The sequence below is a fragment of the Limimaricola hongkongensis DSM 17492 genome, from assembly GCF_000600975.2.
In the GTDB taxonomy this organism is placed as follows: Bacteria; Pseudomonadota; Alphaproteobacteria; order Rhodobacterales; family Rhodobacteraceae; genus Limimaricola; species Limimaricola hongkongensis.
This window is the reverse complement of the sequence record NZ_KK088653.1, coordinates 411,911-430,452: the sequence shown is the minus strand read 5'-3', so window position 1 is coordinate 430,452 and position 18,542 is coordinate 411,911. Positions and strand designations below refer to the sequence as shown.

Genomic DNA, 18,542 nt, shown 5'->3' with positions numbered 1-18,542 from the left:
CCCCCTGCCCGGGGGGCCGGGGCACGGGCATCAGCCCAAGAGCACGGCCATGCGGCGCAGCGCCAGCGCGTAGCCCTGCACGCCGAACCCCGCGATCACCCCGTCGGCGCGCAGCGAGACATAGGAATGGTGGCGGAAGCTCTCGCGCTTGTGGACGTTGGAGATATGCACCTCCAGCACCGGCCCCTCGAAAGCGTTGAGCGCGTCGAGGATGGCGACGGAGGTGTGGGTATAGGCGGCCGGGTTGATGATGATCCCCGCCGCCGCCGCGCGGGCGCGGTGGATCTGGTCGATGATCTCGCCCTCGTGGTTGGACTGGAACAGTTCCGTCTCCAACCCGAGCTGGGCCGCCAGCGCCGCGCAGTCGCGCGCCACGTCGTCCAGGGTCTCGTGGCCGTAGATCTCGGGTTGCCGCTGCCCCAGAAGGTTCAGGTTCGGCCCGTTGAGAATGAAAATCCGTGCGGCCATCGGCCTGTCTCCCCCTCTTGCGCGTGCCGAAGGTATGAAGACATGCGGCGGCGACATAAAGGGGGCGCGCGGGTGCGCCGGGCCGCGGGCGACCGGCAAAAGCGATCCTGAAACGCGAAACGCCCCCCGCGCGGCAGCGCAGGGGGCGTTTGCAGGGTGCGGCGCCGAAGCGCCGCAGCCAAATCAGGCGAGAGCCAGGTTCACGGCCGACTCGCGGCCGTCACGGCCGGCTTCGATGTCGAAGCTGACCTTCTGGTCGTCGCGCAGGCCGGTCAGGCCCGAGCGCTCGACGGCGGAGATGTGGACGAAAACGTCCTTGCTGCCGCCATCGGGAGCAATGAAGCCGAAGCCTTTGGTGGTGTTGAACCATTTCACGGTGCCGGTGGCCATCGTGTGATCTCCTATCAATCGCTGCCCGCGAAAATGCGGCAGCTCGGCTTGGTCAGTGTCGCAACGAGGGGAACTGCAGCCGGTGATGGAGAACAGTGGTCGATGGAATAACGTTCGCATGCCCTACATGGGGCCGCGCCGTCGCCATGGCAAGCCGATTCGGCATGTCGCCCTGCAGATGGTGAAATATTGCCTGGTCAACGATCCCACCCCGCGAACCGCGACGGGGCGGGGCTTCGGCCGAACCGGACTGCGCCGCGCCCTCGGGACGCCGGGCGGGCAATCCGCCTGGCCCGCCTCAGCTGATCTCGCGAAAGCCGTGATGCCGCCAGCCACCAGCGGGGGGCGCGGCCTGCCCGACCGTGCCGGCCAACGCCTGCAGATCGGCGGGCTTGAGCGGTTTCAGAAAGGTCACGCCGGTCTGGCGCTCGTTGGACCAGACCACCTTGGCGGGGATCTTCATGTCCAGCTGGCACAGGATCACCAGCCCCCCCGGCGTCAGCGGCGAAAGCTGCCACAGCCTCGCGCCGGTGGCGCTGATATTGGAGAGGCGGGCGCGCTGGACCTCGCGGCCATGCGCCACGCGCACTTCTCGGTCGGTCGGAAAGCGATGATCACGGAAGCGCATGGCGGATCTCCGGTAGAAATTGCGGCTGGTCGGTCCCGGCATGGGCCGGGCAAGGAAGACGGGGCTCGGGGGCGGTCGCCGCGCCGATCCGCCCGAGCAGGGTCAGCACCTCGTCGACATGCACGGCGGGGCTGAAGTAATAGCCCTGCACCTCCGTGCAGCCCTCGCGGCGCAGCTTCTCGAGCTGGTCCAGCGTCTCGACGCCCTCGGCGGTGGTGACCATGCCGAGGCTGGCCCCCATGCTGGAGATCGCCCGCACGATGGCCTCGGCGTCGCCGTGATGAACCACGTCCTTGATGAAGGAGCGGTCGATCTTGATCTTGTCGAAGGGAAAGGTGCGCAGGTAGCTCAGCGAGCTGTAACCGGTGCCGAAATCATCCATCGAGATCCGCACCCCGAGCATGCGCAGCCGCTGCAGGATCGACAGCGTCAGCTCGGTCTGGCGCAGCAGCACGGTTTCGGTGATCTCCAGCTCCAGCCGGCCCGGCGCGAGACCGGACGCTTCGAGCGCGGTCTCGACCTCGGTGATCAGCGCCAGCGACCGGAACTGCACCGGCGACAGGTTCACCGCCACGCGCACGTCGCCGGGCCATTGCGCCGCCATCTGGCAGGCCTCGCGCAGCACCCATGCGCCAAGCTGGGTGATCAGGCCGATCTCCTCGGCCAGCGGCACGAATTCCGCCGGGGACACCGCGCCGCGGCTTTCATGGGTCCAGCGCAACAGCGCCTCGAAGCAGCTGACCGTGCCGGTTTCGAGGTTGACGATCGGCTGGTAATGCAGCTCCAGCTCCTCCCGCGCGAAGGCCGCGCGCAGGTCCAGTTCGAGCGCCCGGCGCTCCTGCATCCGCGCATCCATCCCCGCCTCGAAGAAGCGATAGGTGCCGCGGCCCTCCGACTTGGCACGGTAGAGCGCGAGATCGGCGGCCTTGACCAGCCGGTTGGCATCGGTCCCGTCGGTGGGCGCCAGGGCGATGCCGATGCAGCTGCCGATGACGATGTGGTGGCCGTCGATCTCGAACGGTTCGCTCAGCGCATGGACCAGGCGTTCGGCGAGCTGGCCGGTCTGCGCGACCGTGGCGACGTTCTTCTCGACGATGGCGAACTCGTCGCCGCTCAGCCGGGCCACGACGCTCGACTGGCGCAGGTTGCGCTGCAGGCGCTGGCCGACCTGCTTGAGCAGCGCGTCGCCCACCGGGTGGCCCAGCGTGTCGTTGACCGCCTTGAAGTGATCGAGATCGAGGCACAGCACCGCGAGCTGCTGGTCGCGCCCGGTCTGCCGCAGCGCCTCCTCCAGCTTGCCGCGAAAGCTCAGCCGGTTGGGCAGGCCGGTCAGCGCGTCATGCAGCGCCATGTGCTCGACCTTGGCCTCGGTGCGCTTGCGCTCGGTGACGTCCTCGAAGGTGGCGACCCAGCCGCCATCGGGCATCGGCACGCGCACCACCGCGATGATCGTGCCGTTTCCGAGCGTTTCGAGATAGGTCAGCGGGCGCCGCGAGCGCGCCGGGCGCACGAGCGTCTTCTCGATATCGGCGATCCGGCTGGCCGGGTAGCTGCCGGCGTCGCGGCAGGCTTCGAGCACCGCCCGGATATGCATGCCCGGCCGCAACGCCCCTTCGGGAAGCCCGTAGATCTCTTCGACCCGCGGGTTGCTCATCACCAGCCGGTGCGCGCCATCGAACAGGCACAGCCCCTGCGCCATGCATTCGAGCGCGGTGTCGAGCTGCTTGCGGCGGGTCATGATCTGCGCGTTCGACTGCGACAGCAGCGATTGGAACCGGTTGGCGAGGCTGCCGATCTCGTCCCGGCGGTCCAGCACCGCCGAGGGCATCCGCGACAGGTCGCCGCTTTCCTGGATGCGTTCCACGGCGCGGGCCAGCCGGCCGATCGGGCGCAGCACCAGCCGCTGCATGACCGAGCCGATGGCCAGCATCATCGCCAGCGCCGCGGCAAGGCCGATGAAGGCCGATTTGAGGGTGGCGTTGACCACGCTGTCATGCAGGTGCCCGTGATCCCAGGCGATGCTGATGGCGCCGATCACCTCGCGGCCCATCTGGTCGAACACCGGCGCCGAGACGACAAGCAGGTCGCCCTGATGATGCTGCTGCACCGCGCCGCCCTCCATCGCCAGGCCGGCCATTTTCTCGATCCGGCCCGGCGCGACATGCGGACCTTCGAGCGTCTCGTAGCTTTTGAGCCTGCGCCCGTCGCGGTCGATCACGCGCAGGGTCTGGACCCGCGGCGAGTCGCCCTCGTCGGTTTCCCGCCCGAAGACGAGGTCGAAATAGATGTTCTCGAGATAGGCTTCGTCGCGGGTCTCGATCCCGGCGCGCGCCTGTCCCGCCGCAAGCATCGTCTGGTGGCGGCTGGCGGTCTCGGCCAGCTCGGTCACCGCGTCGAGCTTGGTCGAGCTGAGATGCAGGATCATCAGGCCGAACGACAGGCCGAGCCCCAGCATCAGGGCCGCGAGCACCCTGAACCGCAGCGAATGAAAGACATTCGACGTGATACCGAAGATCATGGGATCGACGCTCCTTGGATCGGTCAATGACGGCCCGGCTCAGCCCTGCTTGATCTGCATGATTTCGCCCGTCACCGGTTCGAAACGGATTTCGATGCGCGCGCCTTCATGGATCAGCCGGGCTTCGAGGCAGCCATCCTCGACCACCAACATGAATTCTTCGATGTCATAGCCGATTTCCTGTACCAGCCGCTCCACGGCCTCGCGGCGCATCCAGTCCCCGCCAGCCCCGCTGCCGCACGGCATGCCCGCCAAGGCGGGGGCGGCGGCAAGGGTCAGGAGCGAGGCATAGAGCATTGTCCGCATGAGAGATCCGTTCGCTTGAAGAGGCATGGTCGCGCGCCGGGCCACCCGTATCGGCCCGCCGCATGGCCCGCCGACGCCAGCAGTCGGCGCATTGGTTAACTTGTGACGAGCAATGGGGCGGAAAGTTGACGCATCATGCACAACGGGATGTCATCGCCGCCTTTGTCGCGAAATATCGAATGAGCTGTGGCCGAACCGCCGCGCGTCCCCTGCCCCGGTCGCGGACGCGGACGATGCGGTCCGCAAGGGCTGGCTTCGCGCCACGCCGGTTCACCCAGCGCCGGGCCGGGCGCCGGGCTGGCAGCGCATGGCGGCGCGGTTCTATGCGCGGCGCGGATCCATGGCTCTGGAGCATGTCGCGACCGGCGTCACCCACAAGGACGCGCACCGTGCCAACGGCGTCAGAAGCGACATCTTCGGGGCCCGCCTGCCGGAAAGTCGAGCCGGGCCCGGCGCAGCGCGGCGCGGCGCGAATGTTTTTATCGCCGCTGCGTGCCCGCGGCACCGCGCGCCCCGATAGGGGCGGCGATCGAGACGCGGCGGGCGGGCGAGGCCGGCCGCGCCCGAAGCGGGCTAGCCCGCCGTCGCGATGTCGAGCGCGCGGTCGAGATCGGCGATCAGATCCTCGGGATCCTCGATGCCGATCGACAGCCGCACGAGGTCGGCCTCCGCCCCGGCGGCCATCTGCTGGTCGGCGGTGAGCTGGCGATGCGTGGTCGAGGCGGGGTGGATGATCAGCGAACGCGTGTCGCCCAGATTGGCGACGTGGCTGAAGAGCTGCAGGCTGTCGACGAGCTTCACGCAGGCGTCGTAGCCGCCTTTCACGCCCACGGTGAACAGCGCGCCCGCCCCCTTGGGCGTGACCTTGGCCACCCGGTGGTGCCACGGCGACGACGGCAGGCCGGCCCATGTCACCCGGTCGATGCGCGGGTCCGCCTCGAGCCAGCTGGCGACCTTCTCGGTGTTGGCGACGTGCCGCGCCATGCGCAGGCTGAGCGTCTCGACCCCCATCAGCGTGTAATGCGCGGCCTGCGGGTTCATCGTCATGCCGAGATCGCGCAGACCCACCGCGATGGAATGGAAGGTGAAGGCCATCGCGCCCAGCGCCTCGTGGAAATTGAGCCCGTGATAGGCGGGCTCGGGCGCGGCGAGCGAGGGAAACTTGCCCGAGGCGGACCAGTCGAACTTGCCGCTGTCGATCACCGCGCCGCCGGTCACGGTGCCGTTTCCGGTCAGGTATTTCGTGGTCGAATGCACGACCAGCGTGGCGCCCTGGGCGATCGGGTTGCACAGATACGGCGTGGCCAGCGTGTTGTCGACGATCAGCGGCAGGCCGACCCGGTCGGCAAGCTTGGCCACCTCCGGCAGATCGGTGATGTAGCCGCCGGGGTTCGAGATCGACTCGCAGAAGATGGCGCGGGTGTCGTCGTCCACCGCCGCCGCGATGGCGTCGAGATCATCGAAATCGACGAAGCGGGCCGACCAGCCGAAACGCTTGATGGTCTGGCTGAACTGCGTGACCGAGCCGCCATAAAGCCGGGTCGAGACCACGACGTTGCAGCCCGGCCCCATCAGCGGAAAGAGCGCCATGATCTGCGCGGCATGGCCCGAGGAGCAGCACACCGCCCCCGCCCCACCCTCGAGCGCGCAAAGCCGGTCCGCGAGCGCCGAGACGGTCGGGTTGGTCAGGCGCGAATAGATGTAGCCCACCTCCTCGAGCCCGAAGAGCCGGGCGGCGTGGTCGGCATCCTTGAAGACGTAGGAGGTCGACTGGTAGATCGGCACCTGCCGCGCGCCCGTCGCCGGATCGGGTGCGGCGCCCGCGTGAATCTGCAGCGTGTCGAAGCCAAGCTTGCGCTGTTCGGTCATCGGAATTCCCCTCGTCATCCTGATCTGCGGCGACGCTAGCCAGCCCTCCTGCCCGGCGCAATGCCCCGGCGCGGCGCGGGGGCGATCGGCGGCGCGCCCCAGAGCCATGCCAGCGCCTTTGACAGCCCCCGCGCGCGGCCGGGCAAAGCCGCTTTCCTTTCGCGGGGGTCTCCTCTCCGGCGGGCGGTACGAGACATGCCCGCACCGGGCGCCGTCAGGAGGCGGCGGCGTCTTCGGCCTCGCGCTCGGCCTCTTCGGCATACCATTCCTGCGCAGCCTCGACCGCCACGGGCGATGCGGTGGGCAGCACGCCGAGATAGGCGCGCGCCTCGTCCGAGGTGACCGGCCTGCGCAGCATGCGCCATGCCGCGTAGACCGCGATGGCCGCGAAGACCACGCCGAGAAAGGCCCAGAACCCGGCCGGGCCCGCCGCCTGCATGATCTGGCCGGTGGCCAGAGGCCCGACGATCGCACCGAGCCCGTAGATGAAGACGAGACCGCCAGAGGCCGCGGGCATGTCCTCGACCTCCAGATAATCGTTGGTATAGGCGATCAGCAGCGAATAGAGCGGGCTCGCCATGCCGCCCATCACGAAACCCGCCGCCAGCAGCAGCCCGAACGCGCCTTCGCCCACCCAGAACCCCGCGCCGCAGGTGAGCGCGCCGATCGCGCTCACCGACAGGATCAGCAGCCGCCGGTCGATCCGATCCGACAACCAGCCGATCGGCAGCTGCAGCAGCATCGAGCCCGCGAAGATCGCCGCCACGAAGGTGGACACCTCGCGCACGCCGAAGCCCGCCGCCGTGCCGTAGACCGCCGCCATGCCGAGCTGCGCGGCAAAGACCCCGCCAAGCAGGAACGTCCCCACCGTGCCGAGCGGCGAGCGGTCATAGAGCTGGCGCAGCGACATCGGCTTGGAAATCTGCGTCGGTGGCATCGGCTGGGCCGACAGCAGGATCGGCGCGAAGGACAGCGAAACCAGCACCGAGGACAGGATGAACAGCACGAAGCCCCCGGCATCGGCGAGGTTGAGCGCGCCCTGCGCCGCGATCATGCCCAGCGTCTGCGCGATCATGTAGGCCGAAAGCACCGTGCCGCGGGTGCGGTTGGTCGCGGCGTTGTTAAGCCAGCTCTCGGCGGTGACGTAGACCCCCGACAGACAAAAGCCGAGCCCGACGCGCAAAAGCGTCCACAGCCACGGCTCGACGATCAGCGGGAACACCAGAAGCCCCGCCGACATGAAAGAGCCCAGCGCCGCGAAGACCCTGACATGGCCGACATGGCGGATCAGCCGCGGCGCGATGCGCGACCCGGCGAGAAATCCCACGAAATATCCCGAGGTGATGACCGACAGCTCGAAGGTCGAGAACCCCTCGATCCCGCCGCGCACGCCCATCAGCGTCGACTGCATGCCGTTGCCGATCATGATCAGCACCATGCCGAGCAGAAGCGCCCAGACGCCCCCCAAAACCTGCAGCATTTCCGGGTCTCCCCATCGCATGATTTCGGTCGGCACGGGTCGTGCCGGCGCGCCGGGGGCGCGCCGCTTCCATCCCGGACAGATGGGGCCGCGCCCTGCAGGGTCAAGGGAGCGCGAGGTGCCGCCTCACGGAGCGGCCCCACCCCGTGCCGCGAGGCATGCCCCCGGCGGACGGCGGTCGCGGACGGCGCGGGACTTGTTGCGGTTTTGTTCCGCCCTCGGAACGCACTGCGCTTGAAACCGGGAATCGCCCCGGCAACCAAGGGCAGCAAAATGCCCTGCAATCATTGACCCTGCGGAAACCCGCGCCAACTGGCCTCGCCAACAGGCGGCGCAAGCCCGGTGGAGCAACCCGCAGGGCGGTTCCCCGGCGGGGCGCGGCTGCAGGTCTCGATGCCAGTGCGACCCTTTTTCGAACCCAGCATCGGCGCCTAGCGCCGACGAAGGCGGAGCATGAACATGGAACACGGATTGCTATTGGACCACTGCACCGAGCCGGACGGCTCGATCAACGCGCGGATCATGGCCCGGGCGCTCGGGATCGACATTTCGGAATTGCGGCAGGCCGCGCCGGATCAGGCGCGGCTGCGCGAAACCTACAGCATCATCAGCATCGTCCGCCCCTGGGCGAGATCCGCCTCGGACACATGGTCGTGGTATCACGGCAAGCGCCTGGCCCGTTTCGGAGGGCTGACCCCGGTGGCAATGGTGCAGGCTGGCCGGGTCGAGGAGCTGAAGGATTTCCTGCAGGCGGGCGAGGCGCTCGTCACCTCGTGGCCGCCCGCGCCCGACATGCTTGCCATGCCCTGCGACGTGCGGCCCGCCGCCAACAGCTGACGGCGCGCCACCGACAGCGCCGCCCGCCGACCGCCCGCCTCGCGACATGGGTGTCATGCATGACGCGGGCGTCGTATCGCCTTCATTCGGCCGGAGCGGAAGAAGGAGCGGAGCAAACGGTCCCGGCCCGATCGTCGCGCTGCAGGAACGGGTAGGCATAGAGGAACAGCGCCATGACGAAATACCCCGTCGTCACCGGCGACAGCTCCGGCCAGTGCAGCCGGGCGGCGTGGATCACCCCGAACAGCGACATCACCGCCGCCGCCCCCATGAAGGCCGCAGCCGCGCGGAAACGGTTGTCGATGATGTTCGCCACCGCGGCGCCCCAGATCAGCCCGGTCAGGATCGCGCCCTGGCTGAGCGCGAGATGCCCCTCGTAATGCGCGCCCTGCTGCAGCATCGCGGCCGTGAGCGCGGCATCTCCCAAGCGCGGCAGCGCCTCGGCCCCGCTATCGGCGAGCGCCGACATCATCGAGCCCCACTTGGTCACCAACAGCGCCGAGACATGCGGGATCATCGCGATCGTCACCGCCGCCATGTGGGTGGGCCTGAGCGAGGCGGCGGTGTTGGTGATCAGGCTGAGCGCCACGAAGACCAGCACCGGCGCCGCGGCGGCGACGGGCACGAGGTTGTTGAGAAAGGCCAGGAAACCGAGAAAGGCCGCCGCCGCGAAGACGAGCCCGACGCCCGCCACGTAGCCCGCATGCGCGCCCATCGCCTTGTAGGCCGGGTGGCCGATATAGGCCGTGGTCGGAAAGGGCGAGCCGAACAGCGCGCCGATCATCGTTCCCGCCCCGTCGGTCACCTGACAGACCGCGACCGGATAGGGATCGCCCGCGGCTTCGGCGCTCTCGACGTTGTTCATGGTCTCGATGAAGTTGTAGATCTGCACCGGGATCAGCACGAGGAACAGTTCGGGGTTGGCGAAGAGATGGGCGAGCCCCGCCGCCATGTCGCCGAAATAGGGCACCGGCGGGTAGAACCCCACCCCCTCGACCGAGACCCGCGCCTCGCCGATCGCGAGCGCGACCCCGGTGCCGAGGATCAGCGCCAGCAGGCCCGCCGGAAGATCGAATGGCAGCCGCACCCGGCCCAGAAGGCCGCACAGCACCACCACCATCGAGACGAAGCCGACATAGGGGCTTTCGAAGATGGTGGCGAGCGGCACGGTACCGATGAAGACGAGCGCGATGCCGCACAGCGTGCCGAGCATGCCCGCGCGCGGCGTCACCCGCTTGAGCCACGGGCCGACCAGAGCGCCCGCCATCGCGACCGCGCCGCCCAGAAGACCCGCGGCGATGCCGACCTGCCATGCCACCAGCGGATCGCCCGTGGTCCAGTAGACCGGCCCGATCACCCCGAAGAGATAGACGAACATCACCGGTGTCGAGAGCCCGTAGGGCATCGCCGTCACGTCGCGGCCCAGCCGCTGCGCCGTGCGCCGGGCTAGGAAGGTATAGACCGCAACGCCCGCCACGATCGCCACCGCCGCCCCCGGCACGATCCGCCCGAAGACGATCTCCGCCGGCATCTGGAACACGAACTGGCAGATGCCCGACAGGATGATCAGGTTGACCAGATTGTCCGTGAACAGCGCCCAGAAGGCCCCCAGATCGCCCCTGCCGAACAGCCGGTAGCCGTAGCCGTCATTCATCACCTGTGTCCTCGCTGTCCTGTGCCGAATATCGCCCCGGTCATTTCACCAAGACGCGTCCTTGCACAGGGCAAACACGGACCACCTTGCGGCATGTCCGCGCCGCGCGACCTCCTTTCGGGCCGCGCCGGCCCGCCTTGTCAAGCCACGACACGGAGCACCCTCGGGAGACGCGCCCCGCCGCGCGGAACGGCGGACGAACCAAGCTCCTTCGAGACTTGGCGACCGGGTCGGCGTGATCACCGGCGGGCGCGGCGCTTCATTTCATCGACAGGTTCATCGACAGCCACCATTCGCGCAGCGACGCCTCAAGCGCCGTCACATGGTGGCCATGCGCTTCGAGATCCTCGATTTCGCTGTTCAGCCTGCGTTTGATCACCGCGTAGCGGGCCAGAAGCTCCTTTTGGGTCAGCACGTTGCCATGGGTCCATTCGGCGCGGTCCTTGAGCGCGCGTTCGGCGGCATCGATCTTGTGGCCGACCTCGTCCAGTCTTTCGATAAGCGTGTGTCTTGTCTTCATGACATTCTCCGAGCTGTTCTCCCGACCGGATGTCGGGACCACCCGGCCGAAACGGGGCGCGGCTCTGGCTGCGGAAGGGGCGGCGATCCAGCATCGCCCTGTCATCGGCTCCGGCGCGGCGCATCATCTCTGACGGCGCGTCCGGGCCTTCGTTTATACGCGCGAGCAGCTCTCATGTCCATGTCGCCGGACGACATGGCCAATGGCGAACAGGGGCGGCACGGCGCCGCCCCTGTTCGAAAATACGGACCAGCCCGGCCCCGGTGTCATCAGCCGCGCGCGGCCGCGCCCTTGCGGATCATCGCCAGAACCTCGGACGCCGCTTCGGGGATGTTCGTCCCCGGCCCGAAGATCGCGGCCACGCCCGCCTCTTTCAGCATCGCGTGGTCCTGGTCGGGAATGACCCCGCCGCAGACCACGAGGATCTCGCCCGCGCCCTGTTCGCGCAGCGCCGCCACCAGCTTGGGCGCGAGCGTGCGGTGCCCCGCCGCCTGGCTGGAGATGCCGACCACGTGCACGTCGTTGTCGAGCGCGTCCTGCGCCGCCTCCTCGGGCGTCTGGAACAACGGCCCCATGTCGACGTCGAAACCCAGATCGGCAAAGGCGGTGGCGATCACCTTGGCGCCGCGGTCATGCCCGTCCTGCCCCATCTTGACCACCAGCATGCGCGGGCGGCGGCCCTCTTCCTCCGCAAAGGCGTCGATCTCGGCGCGGATCTTCTCGAAGCCCGCATCGCCCTCATAGGCCTTGCCATAGACGCCCGCGAGCGTCTTCACCTCGGCCCGGTGCCGCCCGAAGACCTTTTCCATCGCCATGCTGATCTCTCCCACCGTGGCACGGGCGCGTGCCGCCTCGACCGCCGCGCCGAGCAGGTTGCCGCCCTCGCGCGCCGCCTGCTCCAGCCCGGCCAACGCCGCGTCGCAGGCCGCCTGGTCGCGGGTCGTCCGGATCTTCTCCAGCCGCGCCACCTGCCCCTCGCGCACTTTGACGTTGTCGATGTCGAGGATGTCGATCGGGTCCTCGCGCTCCTTGCGGTACTTGTTGACGCCGACGATCACCTGTTCGCCCCGGTCGATCAGCGCCTGCCGCTTGGCCGCCGTCTCCTCGATCCGAAGCTTGGGCATGCCCGACGCCACCGCCTTGGTCATGCCGCCCAGGCCCTCGACCTCCTCGATCAGCGCCCAGGCCTTCTCGGCCAGCTCATTGGTCAGGCTCTCGACGTAATACGACCCCGCCAGCGGATCGACGACATCGGTGATGCCGGTCTCTTCCTGCAGGATCAGCTGGGTGTTGCGCGCGATGCGGGCCGAGAAGTCGGTCGGCAGGGCGATCGCCTCGTCGAGCGCGTTGGTGTGCAGCGACTGCGTGCCACCCAAGACCGCCGAGAGCGCCTCGTAGGCGGTGCGCACGACGTTGTTGTAGGGGTCCTGCGCCTGAAGCGACACGCCCGAGGTCTGGCAATGGGTGCGCAGCATCAGGGATTTGGGGTCCTTCGGCGCGAACTCCTCCATGATCCTGTGCCACAACAGCCGCGCCGCGCGCAGCTTCGCGGCCTCCATGAAGAAGTTCATGCCGATCGCGAAGAAGAACGACAGCCGTCCGGCGAAGCGGTCCACGTCCATGCCGCGCGCGATCGCGGCGCGGACATATTCGCGCCCGTCGGCCAGCGTGAAGGCCAACTCCTGCACGAGGTCCGCCCCCGCCTCCTGCATGTGGTAACCGGAGATCGAAACCGAGTTGAACTTCGGCATATGATCGGCGGTGTATTCGATGATGTCCGCCACGATCCGCATCGAGGGCTCGGGCGGATAGACATAGGTGTTGCGGACCATGAACTCCTTGAGGATGTCGTTCTGGATCGTGCCCGACAGCTTCTCCGGCGGCACGCCCTGCTCCTCGCCCGCGACGATGAAATTGGCGAGGATCGGGATCACCGCGCCGTTCATCGTCATCGAGACCGATACCTCGCCCAGCGGGATGCCGTCGAACAGGATCTTCATGTCCTCGACGCTGTCGATGGCGACACCCGCCTTGCCGACATCGCCCTCGACGCGCGGGTGGTCGCTGTCATAGCCGCGATGGGTGGCGAGATCGAAGGCGACCGAGACGCCCTGCTGTCCGCCTGACAGCGCCCGGCGATAGAAGGCGTTCGATTCCTCGGCGGTGGAGAACCCGGCATATTGCCGGATCGTCCAGGGGCGGCCCGCATACATGGTGGAGCGGACGCCGCGCGCATAGGGTGCCTCGCCCGGCATGGCGTCAAGAAAGCTCAGCCCTTCGAGGTCGCCCGCGTCGTAGACCGGCTTCACGCCGATCCCCTCCAGCGTGTCACGGCGCAACGCCTCGGGGTCGCGGCCCTTGAGCTCCTTTTGCGCGCGCGCGGCCCATGCGGCGCGGCGGTCGTTGTGGCCGGTCATCTCGCGCTCCTCCCGAGTGTCATTCGAACTCCATGATGGTCTGGTCGACCGACAGGCTGTCGCCCGCCGCCGCGTGCAGCTTGGCGACCCTGAGCTTGCGCTCGGCGCGCAGCACGTTCTCCATCTTCATCGCCTCGACGGTGCAGAGCGGCTGGCCCTCCTCGACCTCCTGCCCCTCCACCACATCGACATGCACCACCACGCCCGGCATCGGGCAGAGCAGCAGCTTCGAGGTGTCGGCGCCCTGTTTCTCGGGCATCAACGCGGCCAGTTCGGCCTGCCGCGCGGTCCAGACCTTCACGTCGAGATCGGCGCCGCGATGGCGCAGGCGGAAGCCCGCGATGCGCGGCGCGACCTTGAGCACCGTCGGCACCCCGTCGATCACCAGCCGCGCCAGCCGCATGCCCGGCCTCCAGTCGCCCTCGACCCGCATCACCGTGCCGTCCTCGAAGCGCACATCCGTGGCGCCCGTTCCGGCCTTGAGCGTCACGGCATGGCTTTCGCCCGCGACCTGCACGACGAAGGCCTTGCCCACGCGGCGCTCGTGGTGGTCGATCCGGCCCGAGATGCGGGCGCGACGGATCTCCTCGATCCGCTGCAGCGTGGCGCAGGCGGCGGCGATCCGGCGCAGCGTCTCGCCGGGCAGCGCCACGCCGTCGAAGCCCTCGGGCCACTCCTCGGCGATGAAGCCGGTGTGGATGTCGCCCGAGCGGAACTTGGGATGCGCCATCACCGCCGAGAGGAACGGCAGGTTGTGGCCGATGCCCTCCAGCTCGAAGCCGTCGAGCGCGCGCTCCATCGCGTCAATGGCGCGGGCGCGATCGGGCGCCCATGTGCACAGCTTGGCGATCATCGGGTCGTAATGCATCGAGATCTCGCCGCCCTCGGCGACGCCGGTGTCGTTGCGCACGACCTCCGCGTCCGAGACGAACTCCTGCGGCGGGCGATAGCGGGTCAGCCGCCCGATCGACGGCAGGAAACCGCGATACGGATCCTCGGCATAGAGCCGGCTCTCGATCGCCCAGCCATTGAGCTTGATGTCCTGCTGCGCGAAGGGCAGCGGCTCTTGGGCGGCCACGCGGATCATCTGCTCGACGAGATCGATGCCGGTGATCAGCTCGGTCACCGGATGCTCGACCTGCAGCCGCGTGTTCATCTCGAGAAAGTAGAAATTGCGCTCCGCGTCGACGATGAACTCGACCGTGCCCGCGCTTTCGTAACCCACGGCGCGGGCCAGAGCGCAGGCCTGCTCCCCCATGGCGGTGCGGGTCGCCTCGTCGAGAAAGGGCGACGGCGCCTCTTCGACGACCTTCTGATTGCGGCGCTGGATCGAGCATTCACGCTCGCCCAGATAGACGCAGTTGCCATGCCGGTCGGCCAGCACCTGGATCTCGATATGCCGTGGCCCGACCACGAACTTCTCGATGAAGATCCGGTCGTCGCCGAAGGAGGAGGCCGCCTCGCGCTTCGACGCCTCGAAGCCCTCGCGCGCTTGGTCGTCGTCATGCGCGATCCGCATGCCCTTGCCGCCGCCGCCGGCGCTGGCCTTGATCATCACCGGGTAGCCGATCTCGCGGGCAATCTTCACCGCCTCTTCGGCGTCCTCGATCAGCCCCATATGGCCCGGCACGGTCGACACACCCGCCTCGGCGGCGATCTTCTTGGAGGCGATCTTGTCGCCCATCTTGTCGATGGCGCCCGCCGGCGGGCCGACGAAGACCACGCCCCGCTTGGCCAGCGCGCGGGCGAATTTCGGGTTCTCGGAAAGAAAGCCATAGCCCGGATGCACGGCCTCGGCGCCGGTGTCTTCGATCGCCCGCAGCACGCGCTCCATGTCGATATAGGACTGCGCCGCTGGCGCGGGCCCGATCTCGACCGCGCGGTCGGCCATGGCGACATGCACCGCGTCGCGGTCGGCCTCGGAGTGGATCGCGATGGTCTCGATCCCCATCGCGCGGGCAGAGCGGATCACCCGGCAGGCGATCTCGCCGCGATTGGCGACGAGCAGGCTGCGGAACGGCGCGCGGGCCTCAGAGCGGGATGTTGTCATGCTTCCTCCACGGGTTCTCGAGGCTCTTGTTCCGCAGGGCGGCAAAGGCGCGGGCGGCGCGGCGGCGGGTGGCGCGCGGCATGATCACCTCGTCGATGAAACCGCGTTCGGCCGCGACGAAGGGGTTGGCGAAGCGATCCTCGTACTCCTTGGTACGCTGCGCGATCTTGTCGGGGTCGCCGAGCTCGGAGCGATAGAGGATCTCGGTCGCGCCCTTGGCGCCCATCACCGCGATCTGCGCGGTGGGCCAGGCATAGTTCACGTCGCCGCGCAGGTGCTTGGAGGCCATGACGTCATAGGCGCCGCCGTAAGCCTTGCGGGTGATGACGGTGACCTTCGGAACCGTCGCCTCGCCATAGGCGAACAAGAGCTTGGCGCCGTGCTTGATCACACCGCCATATTCCTGACCGGTGCCCGGCAGGAAACCCGGCACGTCCACCAGCGTCAGGATCGGGATCTCGAAGGCGTCGCAGAAGCGCACGAAGCGCGCGGCCTTGCGGCTGCTGTCGATATCGAGGCAGCCCGCCAGCACCATCGGCTGGTTGGCGACGACGCCGACGGTCTGGCCCTCGAGCCGGATGAAACCGGTGAGGATGTTCTTGGCGAACTCGGCCTGCATCTCGAGGAAATCGCCCTCGTCGGCGATCTTGGTGACCAGCTCGTGCATGTCGTAGGGCTGGTTGGGGTTGGCCGGGATCAGACTGTCGAGGCTCGGCTCCTCGCGCGCGGGATCGTCGAAGAAGGGGCGTTTCGGCGCCTTCTCGCGGTTGTTGAGCGGCAGGAAATCGATCAGCCGTCGCGCCTCAAGAAGCGCCTCGACGTCGTTCTCGAAGGCCGCGTCGGCGACGCTCGACTTGCGCGCATGGGTCAGCGCGCCGCCCAACTCCTCGGCGGTGACGACCTCGCCGGTCACCGTCTTCACCACGTCGGGGCCGGTGACGAACATGTAGGACGAGTCCTTCACCATGTAGATGAAGTCGGTCATGGCGGGCGAATAGACCGCGCCGCCGGCGCAGGGGCCCATGATCAACGAGATCTGCGGCACCACGCCCGAGGCCAGCACGTTGCGCTGGAACACCTCGGCATAGCCGCCCAGGGACGCCACGCCTTCCTGGATGCGGGCGCCGCCGGAATCGTTGATGCCCACGACCGGCGCGCCGTTGCGCATTGCCATATCCATGATCTTGCAGATCTTCTGGGCGTGGGTTTCCGACAGCGATCCGCCGAAGACGGTGAAGTCCTGGCTGAAGACATAGATCATCCGGCCATTGACCGTGCCCCAGCCGGTGACAACGCCGTCGCCCGCGGGGCGGCTGTCCTGCATACCGAAATCGGTGCAGCGGTGGGCGACGAACATGTCGTATTCCTCGAAGCTGCCCTCGTCGAGCAGCAGCTCGATCCGCTCGCGCGCGGTCAGCTTGCCCTTGGCGTGCTGCGCTTTGATGCGCTTTTCGCCACCGCCCTGTCGGGCCGAGGCGCGGCGCTCTTCGAGCTCGCGCAAAATCTCTTGCATCGGCGTCCTCCTTCGGACGCCAGACTAGGGAAAACACCCTCCGCCTTCCCAGCGCGATTGCGCGAATTTGCAAACTCGGCATTATGCAGAGCAAGGTTTATGCAAATCAGCAAAGCGGGGCGCGATGGCGGTTCAGAAGCATTACGCGGGCACGCAGCTGCGCGAATTGCGCGGCAGGCTCGGCCTGACCCAGAAGCTCTTTGCCGAGCGGCTCGGGGTCTCCCTGCCCTATCTGAACCAGATGGAGAACAACAACCGCCCTGTCTCGGCGGGGGTGGTGCTGGCGCTGGCGCGCGAGTTCGGTTTCGACGTGACCGAGCTGACCTCGGGCGAGGAGATCCGGCTCGCCTCCGACATGCGCGAGGCGCTGGCCGACCCGGTGCTCAGCGGCTCGCAGCCCACGGTGGCGGATCTGCGGCTTGTGGCGGGCAACGCGCCGTCGGTCGCGCGCGCGCTGCTGGACCTGCACGCCGCCTATCGCCGCGCGCAGGACCGGCTCGCCTCCTTCGACGAGGCGCTGGGCCGGGCGGGCACCGCCGCCTCGCCATGGGAAGAGGTGCGCGACTTCTTCCATTACTGCGACAACTACATCGACGCGATCGACCGCGCCGCCGAGCAGTTCGCCCGGCGCGCGGCCAGCGAGGGGCACGACGCGCCCGAGGCGGCGGTGCGCGCGCTCGAAGCGCGCGGCATCACCTTGACCGAGCAGGCCGAGGGGCCGCTGCGCCGCTATGACGCCGAGAGCCGGACCCTCGCCCTGTCGTCGCGCGCGCCGCGCCCGACGCGGCGGTTCCAGCTTCTGGTACAGCTCGCGCTGATCGAGCACCGGGATCTGATTGAGGCCACGCTCGATCTGGGCCGTTTCGAACCGGGGCCTGCGCGCGACATCGCCCGGATCGGTCTGGCCAATTATTTCGCCGGGGCGGCGCTCCTGCCCTATGGCCCGTTTCTCGCCGCCGCGCAGGAGACGCGCCACGATCTGGAGCTTCTGGCCGAACGCTTTGGCGCCAGCCTCGAGCAGGTGGCGCACCGTCTCTCCACCCTGCAGCGCCCCGGTGCGCGCGGCGTGCCGTTCTGGTTCGTGCGGGTCGATCAGGCCGGGACCGTGACCAAGCGCCATTCGGCTACGCAGCTGCAATTCGCCCGCTACGGCGGCGCCTGCCCCTTGTGGAACGTGCACCAGGCCTTCGAGACACCGACCCGCTGGCTGCGCCAGCTGGCCGAGACGCCGGACGGGGTGCGGTATCTTTCGCTGGCGCGCGACATCAGCGGCGGCGGCGGCGCCTGGGGCGCGCCGGTGCGGCGCTTCGCGATCGGGTTGGGCTGCGAGGTGCGACACGCGCGCGAGCTGGTCTATGCCGATCACATGGACCTCGATTCGGCGCAGGCCTTCGAGCCGGTCGGCATCTCCTGCCGGATCTGCGAGCGCACGAATTGCCACCAGCGCGCGGTGCCGCCGCTCGAGGGGCGGCTGAAGGTGGACGCGGATCTGCGGCAGGATCTCCCCTACCGGCTGGAGTGACCGCGCCCGTGGCAGGGATCAGTCCGGCGCGCCTTCGAGGATCATGATGTTGGCGATACCCGCCCCTTCGCGGTGGCGCTTGGTCGCCTGATAGGCGTCGGAGTTGTAGCAGGCGAGCGCGGCCTCCATCGTATCGAACTCGATCACCACGTTGCGCGGGTGGCTTTCGCCCTCCAGCGCCTCGATCCGGCCGCCGCGCGCCAGCACCCGCGCGCCGTGGTCGCGGAACGCCTGCGTCGCGCCTGTCGCGTAAAGTTTGTAGGGATCGGGATCGGTGACCGTCACATGGGCGATCCAATAGGCCTTGGGCATGTCGTCGTCTCCGTCATCTGGACATGAAAAGGCCGGGGCGACACCCGCCGCCCCGGCC

15 protein-coding genes are annotated in these 18,542 nt (G+C 68.4%); 2 read left to right on the top strand and 13 right to left on the bottom strand.

Going from position 1 to position 18,542, the window contains the following annotated elements; genetic code table 11:
• Positions 1-30: 30 nt before the first annotated feature.
• The 7 genes from aroQ to LOKHON_RS12485 form a co-directional block, all read right to left on the bottom strand.
• On the bottom strand, positions 31-468 hold the full coding sequence (gene aroQ, locus LOKHON_RS12515) for a type II 3-dehydroquinate dehydratase (protein WP_017927007.1): 438 nt from the start codon (positions 466-468) through the stop codon (positions 31-33).
• 183 nt (positions 469-651) lie between these two features.
• On the bottom strand, positions 652-858 hold the full coding sequence (locus tag LOKHON_RS12510) for a cold-shock protein (RefSeq protein WP_017927006.1): 207 nt from the start codon (positions 856-858) through the stop codon (positions 652-654).
• A 298-nt stretch (positions 859-1,156) separates the two neighbouring features.
• Complete coding sequence (locus LOKHON_RS12505) at positions 1,157-1,486, bottom strand: PilZ domain-containing protein (RefSeq protein WP_017927005.1); 330 nt, start codon at positions 1,484-1,486, stop codon at positions 1,157-1,159.
• Positions 1,473-4,004 (bottom strand): putative bifunctional diguanylate cyclase/phosphodiesterase, encoded by a 2,532-nt coding sequence (locus tag LOKHON_RS12500; protein ID WP_017927004.1) that lies wholly within the window; start codon positions 4,002-4,004, stop codon positions 1,473-1,475. The genes LOKHON_RS12505 and LOKHON_RS12500 overlap by 14 nt, the downstream gene beginning before the upstream one ends.
• 39 nt (positions 4,005-4,043) lie before the next feature.
• Positions 4,044-4,310 carry a PepSY domain-containing protein gene (locus LOKHON_RS12495; protein ID WP_017927003.1) on the bottom strand — a complete coding sequence of 89 codons (267 nt, stop codon included), beginning with the start codon at positions 4,308-4,310 and terminating at the stop codon, positions 4,044-4,046.
• Positions 4,311-4,883: 573 nt separating this feature from the next.
• Entirely contained in the window at positions 4,884-6,179 is a 1,296-nt protein-coding gene (locus LOKHON_RS12490; protein ID WP_017927002.1) for an O-acetylhomoserine aminocarboxypropyltransferase/cysteine synthase family protein, read from the bottom strand.
• A 214-nt stretch (positions 6,180-6,393) separates the two neighbouring features.
• Entirely contained in the window at positions 6,394-7,659 is a 1,266-nt protein-coding gene (locus tag LOKHON_RS12485) for an MFS transporter (protein ID WP_017927001.1), read from the bottom strand.
• A 459-nt stretch (positions 7,660-8,118) separates the two neighbouring features.
• Here LOKHON_RS12485 and LOKHON_RS12480 point away from each other — a divergent pair, with 459 nt between their 5' ends.
• A complete protein-coding gene (locus LOKHON_RS12480; protein WP_162561803.1) occupies positions 8,119-8,496 on the top strand; it encodes a hypothetical protein in 378 nt (125 codons plus the stop codon).
• A gap of 82 nt (positions 8,497-8,578) precedes the next feature.
• Here LOKHON_RS12480 and LOKHON_RS12475 read toward each other — a convergent pair whose 3' ends face one another.
• The 5 genes from LOKHON_RS12475 to LOKHON_RS12455 all read right to left on the bottom strand — a co-directional run bounded on the left by LOKHON_RS12475 (position 8,579) and on the right by LOKHON_RS12455 (position 16,650).
• Positions 8,579-10,150 carry a xanthine/uracil/vitamin C permease gene (locus LOKHON_RS12475; RefSeq protein WP_017926999.1) on the bottom strand — a complete coding sequence of 524 codons (1,572 nt, stop codon included), beginning with the start codon at positions 10,148-10,150 and terminating at the stop codon, positions 8,579-8,581.
• A 259-nt stretch (positions 10,151-10,409) separates the two neighbouring features.
• A complete protein-coding gene (locus tag LOKHON_RS12470; protein WP_017926998.1) occupies positions 10,410-10,670 on the bottom strand; it encodes a hypothetical protein in 261 nt (86 codons plus the stop codon).
• Between the two features lie 269 nt (positions 10,671-10,939).
• The gene (scpA, locus tag LOKHON_RS12465) at positions 10,940-13,087 is read right to left on the bottom strand and encodes a methylmalonyl-CoA mutase (RefSeq protein ID WP_017926997.1); all 2,148 of its coding nucleotides are present in this window, start codon (positions 13,085-13,087) and stop codon (positions 10,940-10,942) included.
• A 19-nt stretch (positions 13,088-13,106) separates the two neighbouring features.
• Positions 13,107-15,137 carry an acetyl-CoA carboxylase biotin carboxylase subunit gene (locus LOKHON_RS12460; protein ID WP_017926996.1) on the bottom strand — a complete coding sequence of 677 codons (2,031 nt, stop codon included), beginning with the start codon at positions 15,135-15,137 and terminating at the stop codon, positions 13,107-13,109.
• Positions 15,118-16,650, bottom strand: coding sequence for an acyl-CoA carboxylase subunit beta (locus LOKHON_RS12455; RefSeq protein ID WP_017926995.1), 1,533 nt, complete (start codon positions 16,648-16,650; stop codon positions 15,118-15,120). The genes LOKHON_RS12460 and LOKHON_RS12455 overlap by 20 nt, the downstream gene beginning before the upstream one ends.
• A 124-nt stretch (positions 16,651-16,774) precedes the next feature.
• On the opposite strand from LOKHON_RS12455, the gene LOKHON_RS12450 reads away from it, so the two are divergent.
• Entirely contained in the window at positions 16,775-18,172 is a 1,398-nt protein-coding gene (locus LOKHON_RS12450) for a helix-turn-helix domain-containing protein (protein WP_017926994.1), read from the top strand.
• 18 nt (positions 18,173-18,190) lie between these two features.
• Here the strand turns inward: LOKHON_RS12450 and LOKHON_RS12445 are convergent, their stop codons facing one another.
• A complete protein-coding gene (locus LOKHON_RS12445; RefSeq protein WP_017926993.1) occupies positions 18,191-18,484 on the bottom strand; it encodes a DUF1330 domain-containing protein in 294 nt (97 codons plus the stop codon).
• Positions 18,485-18,542: the final 58 nt, after the last annotated feature.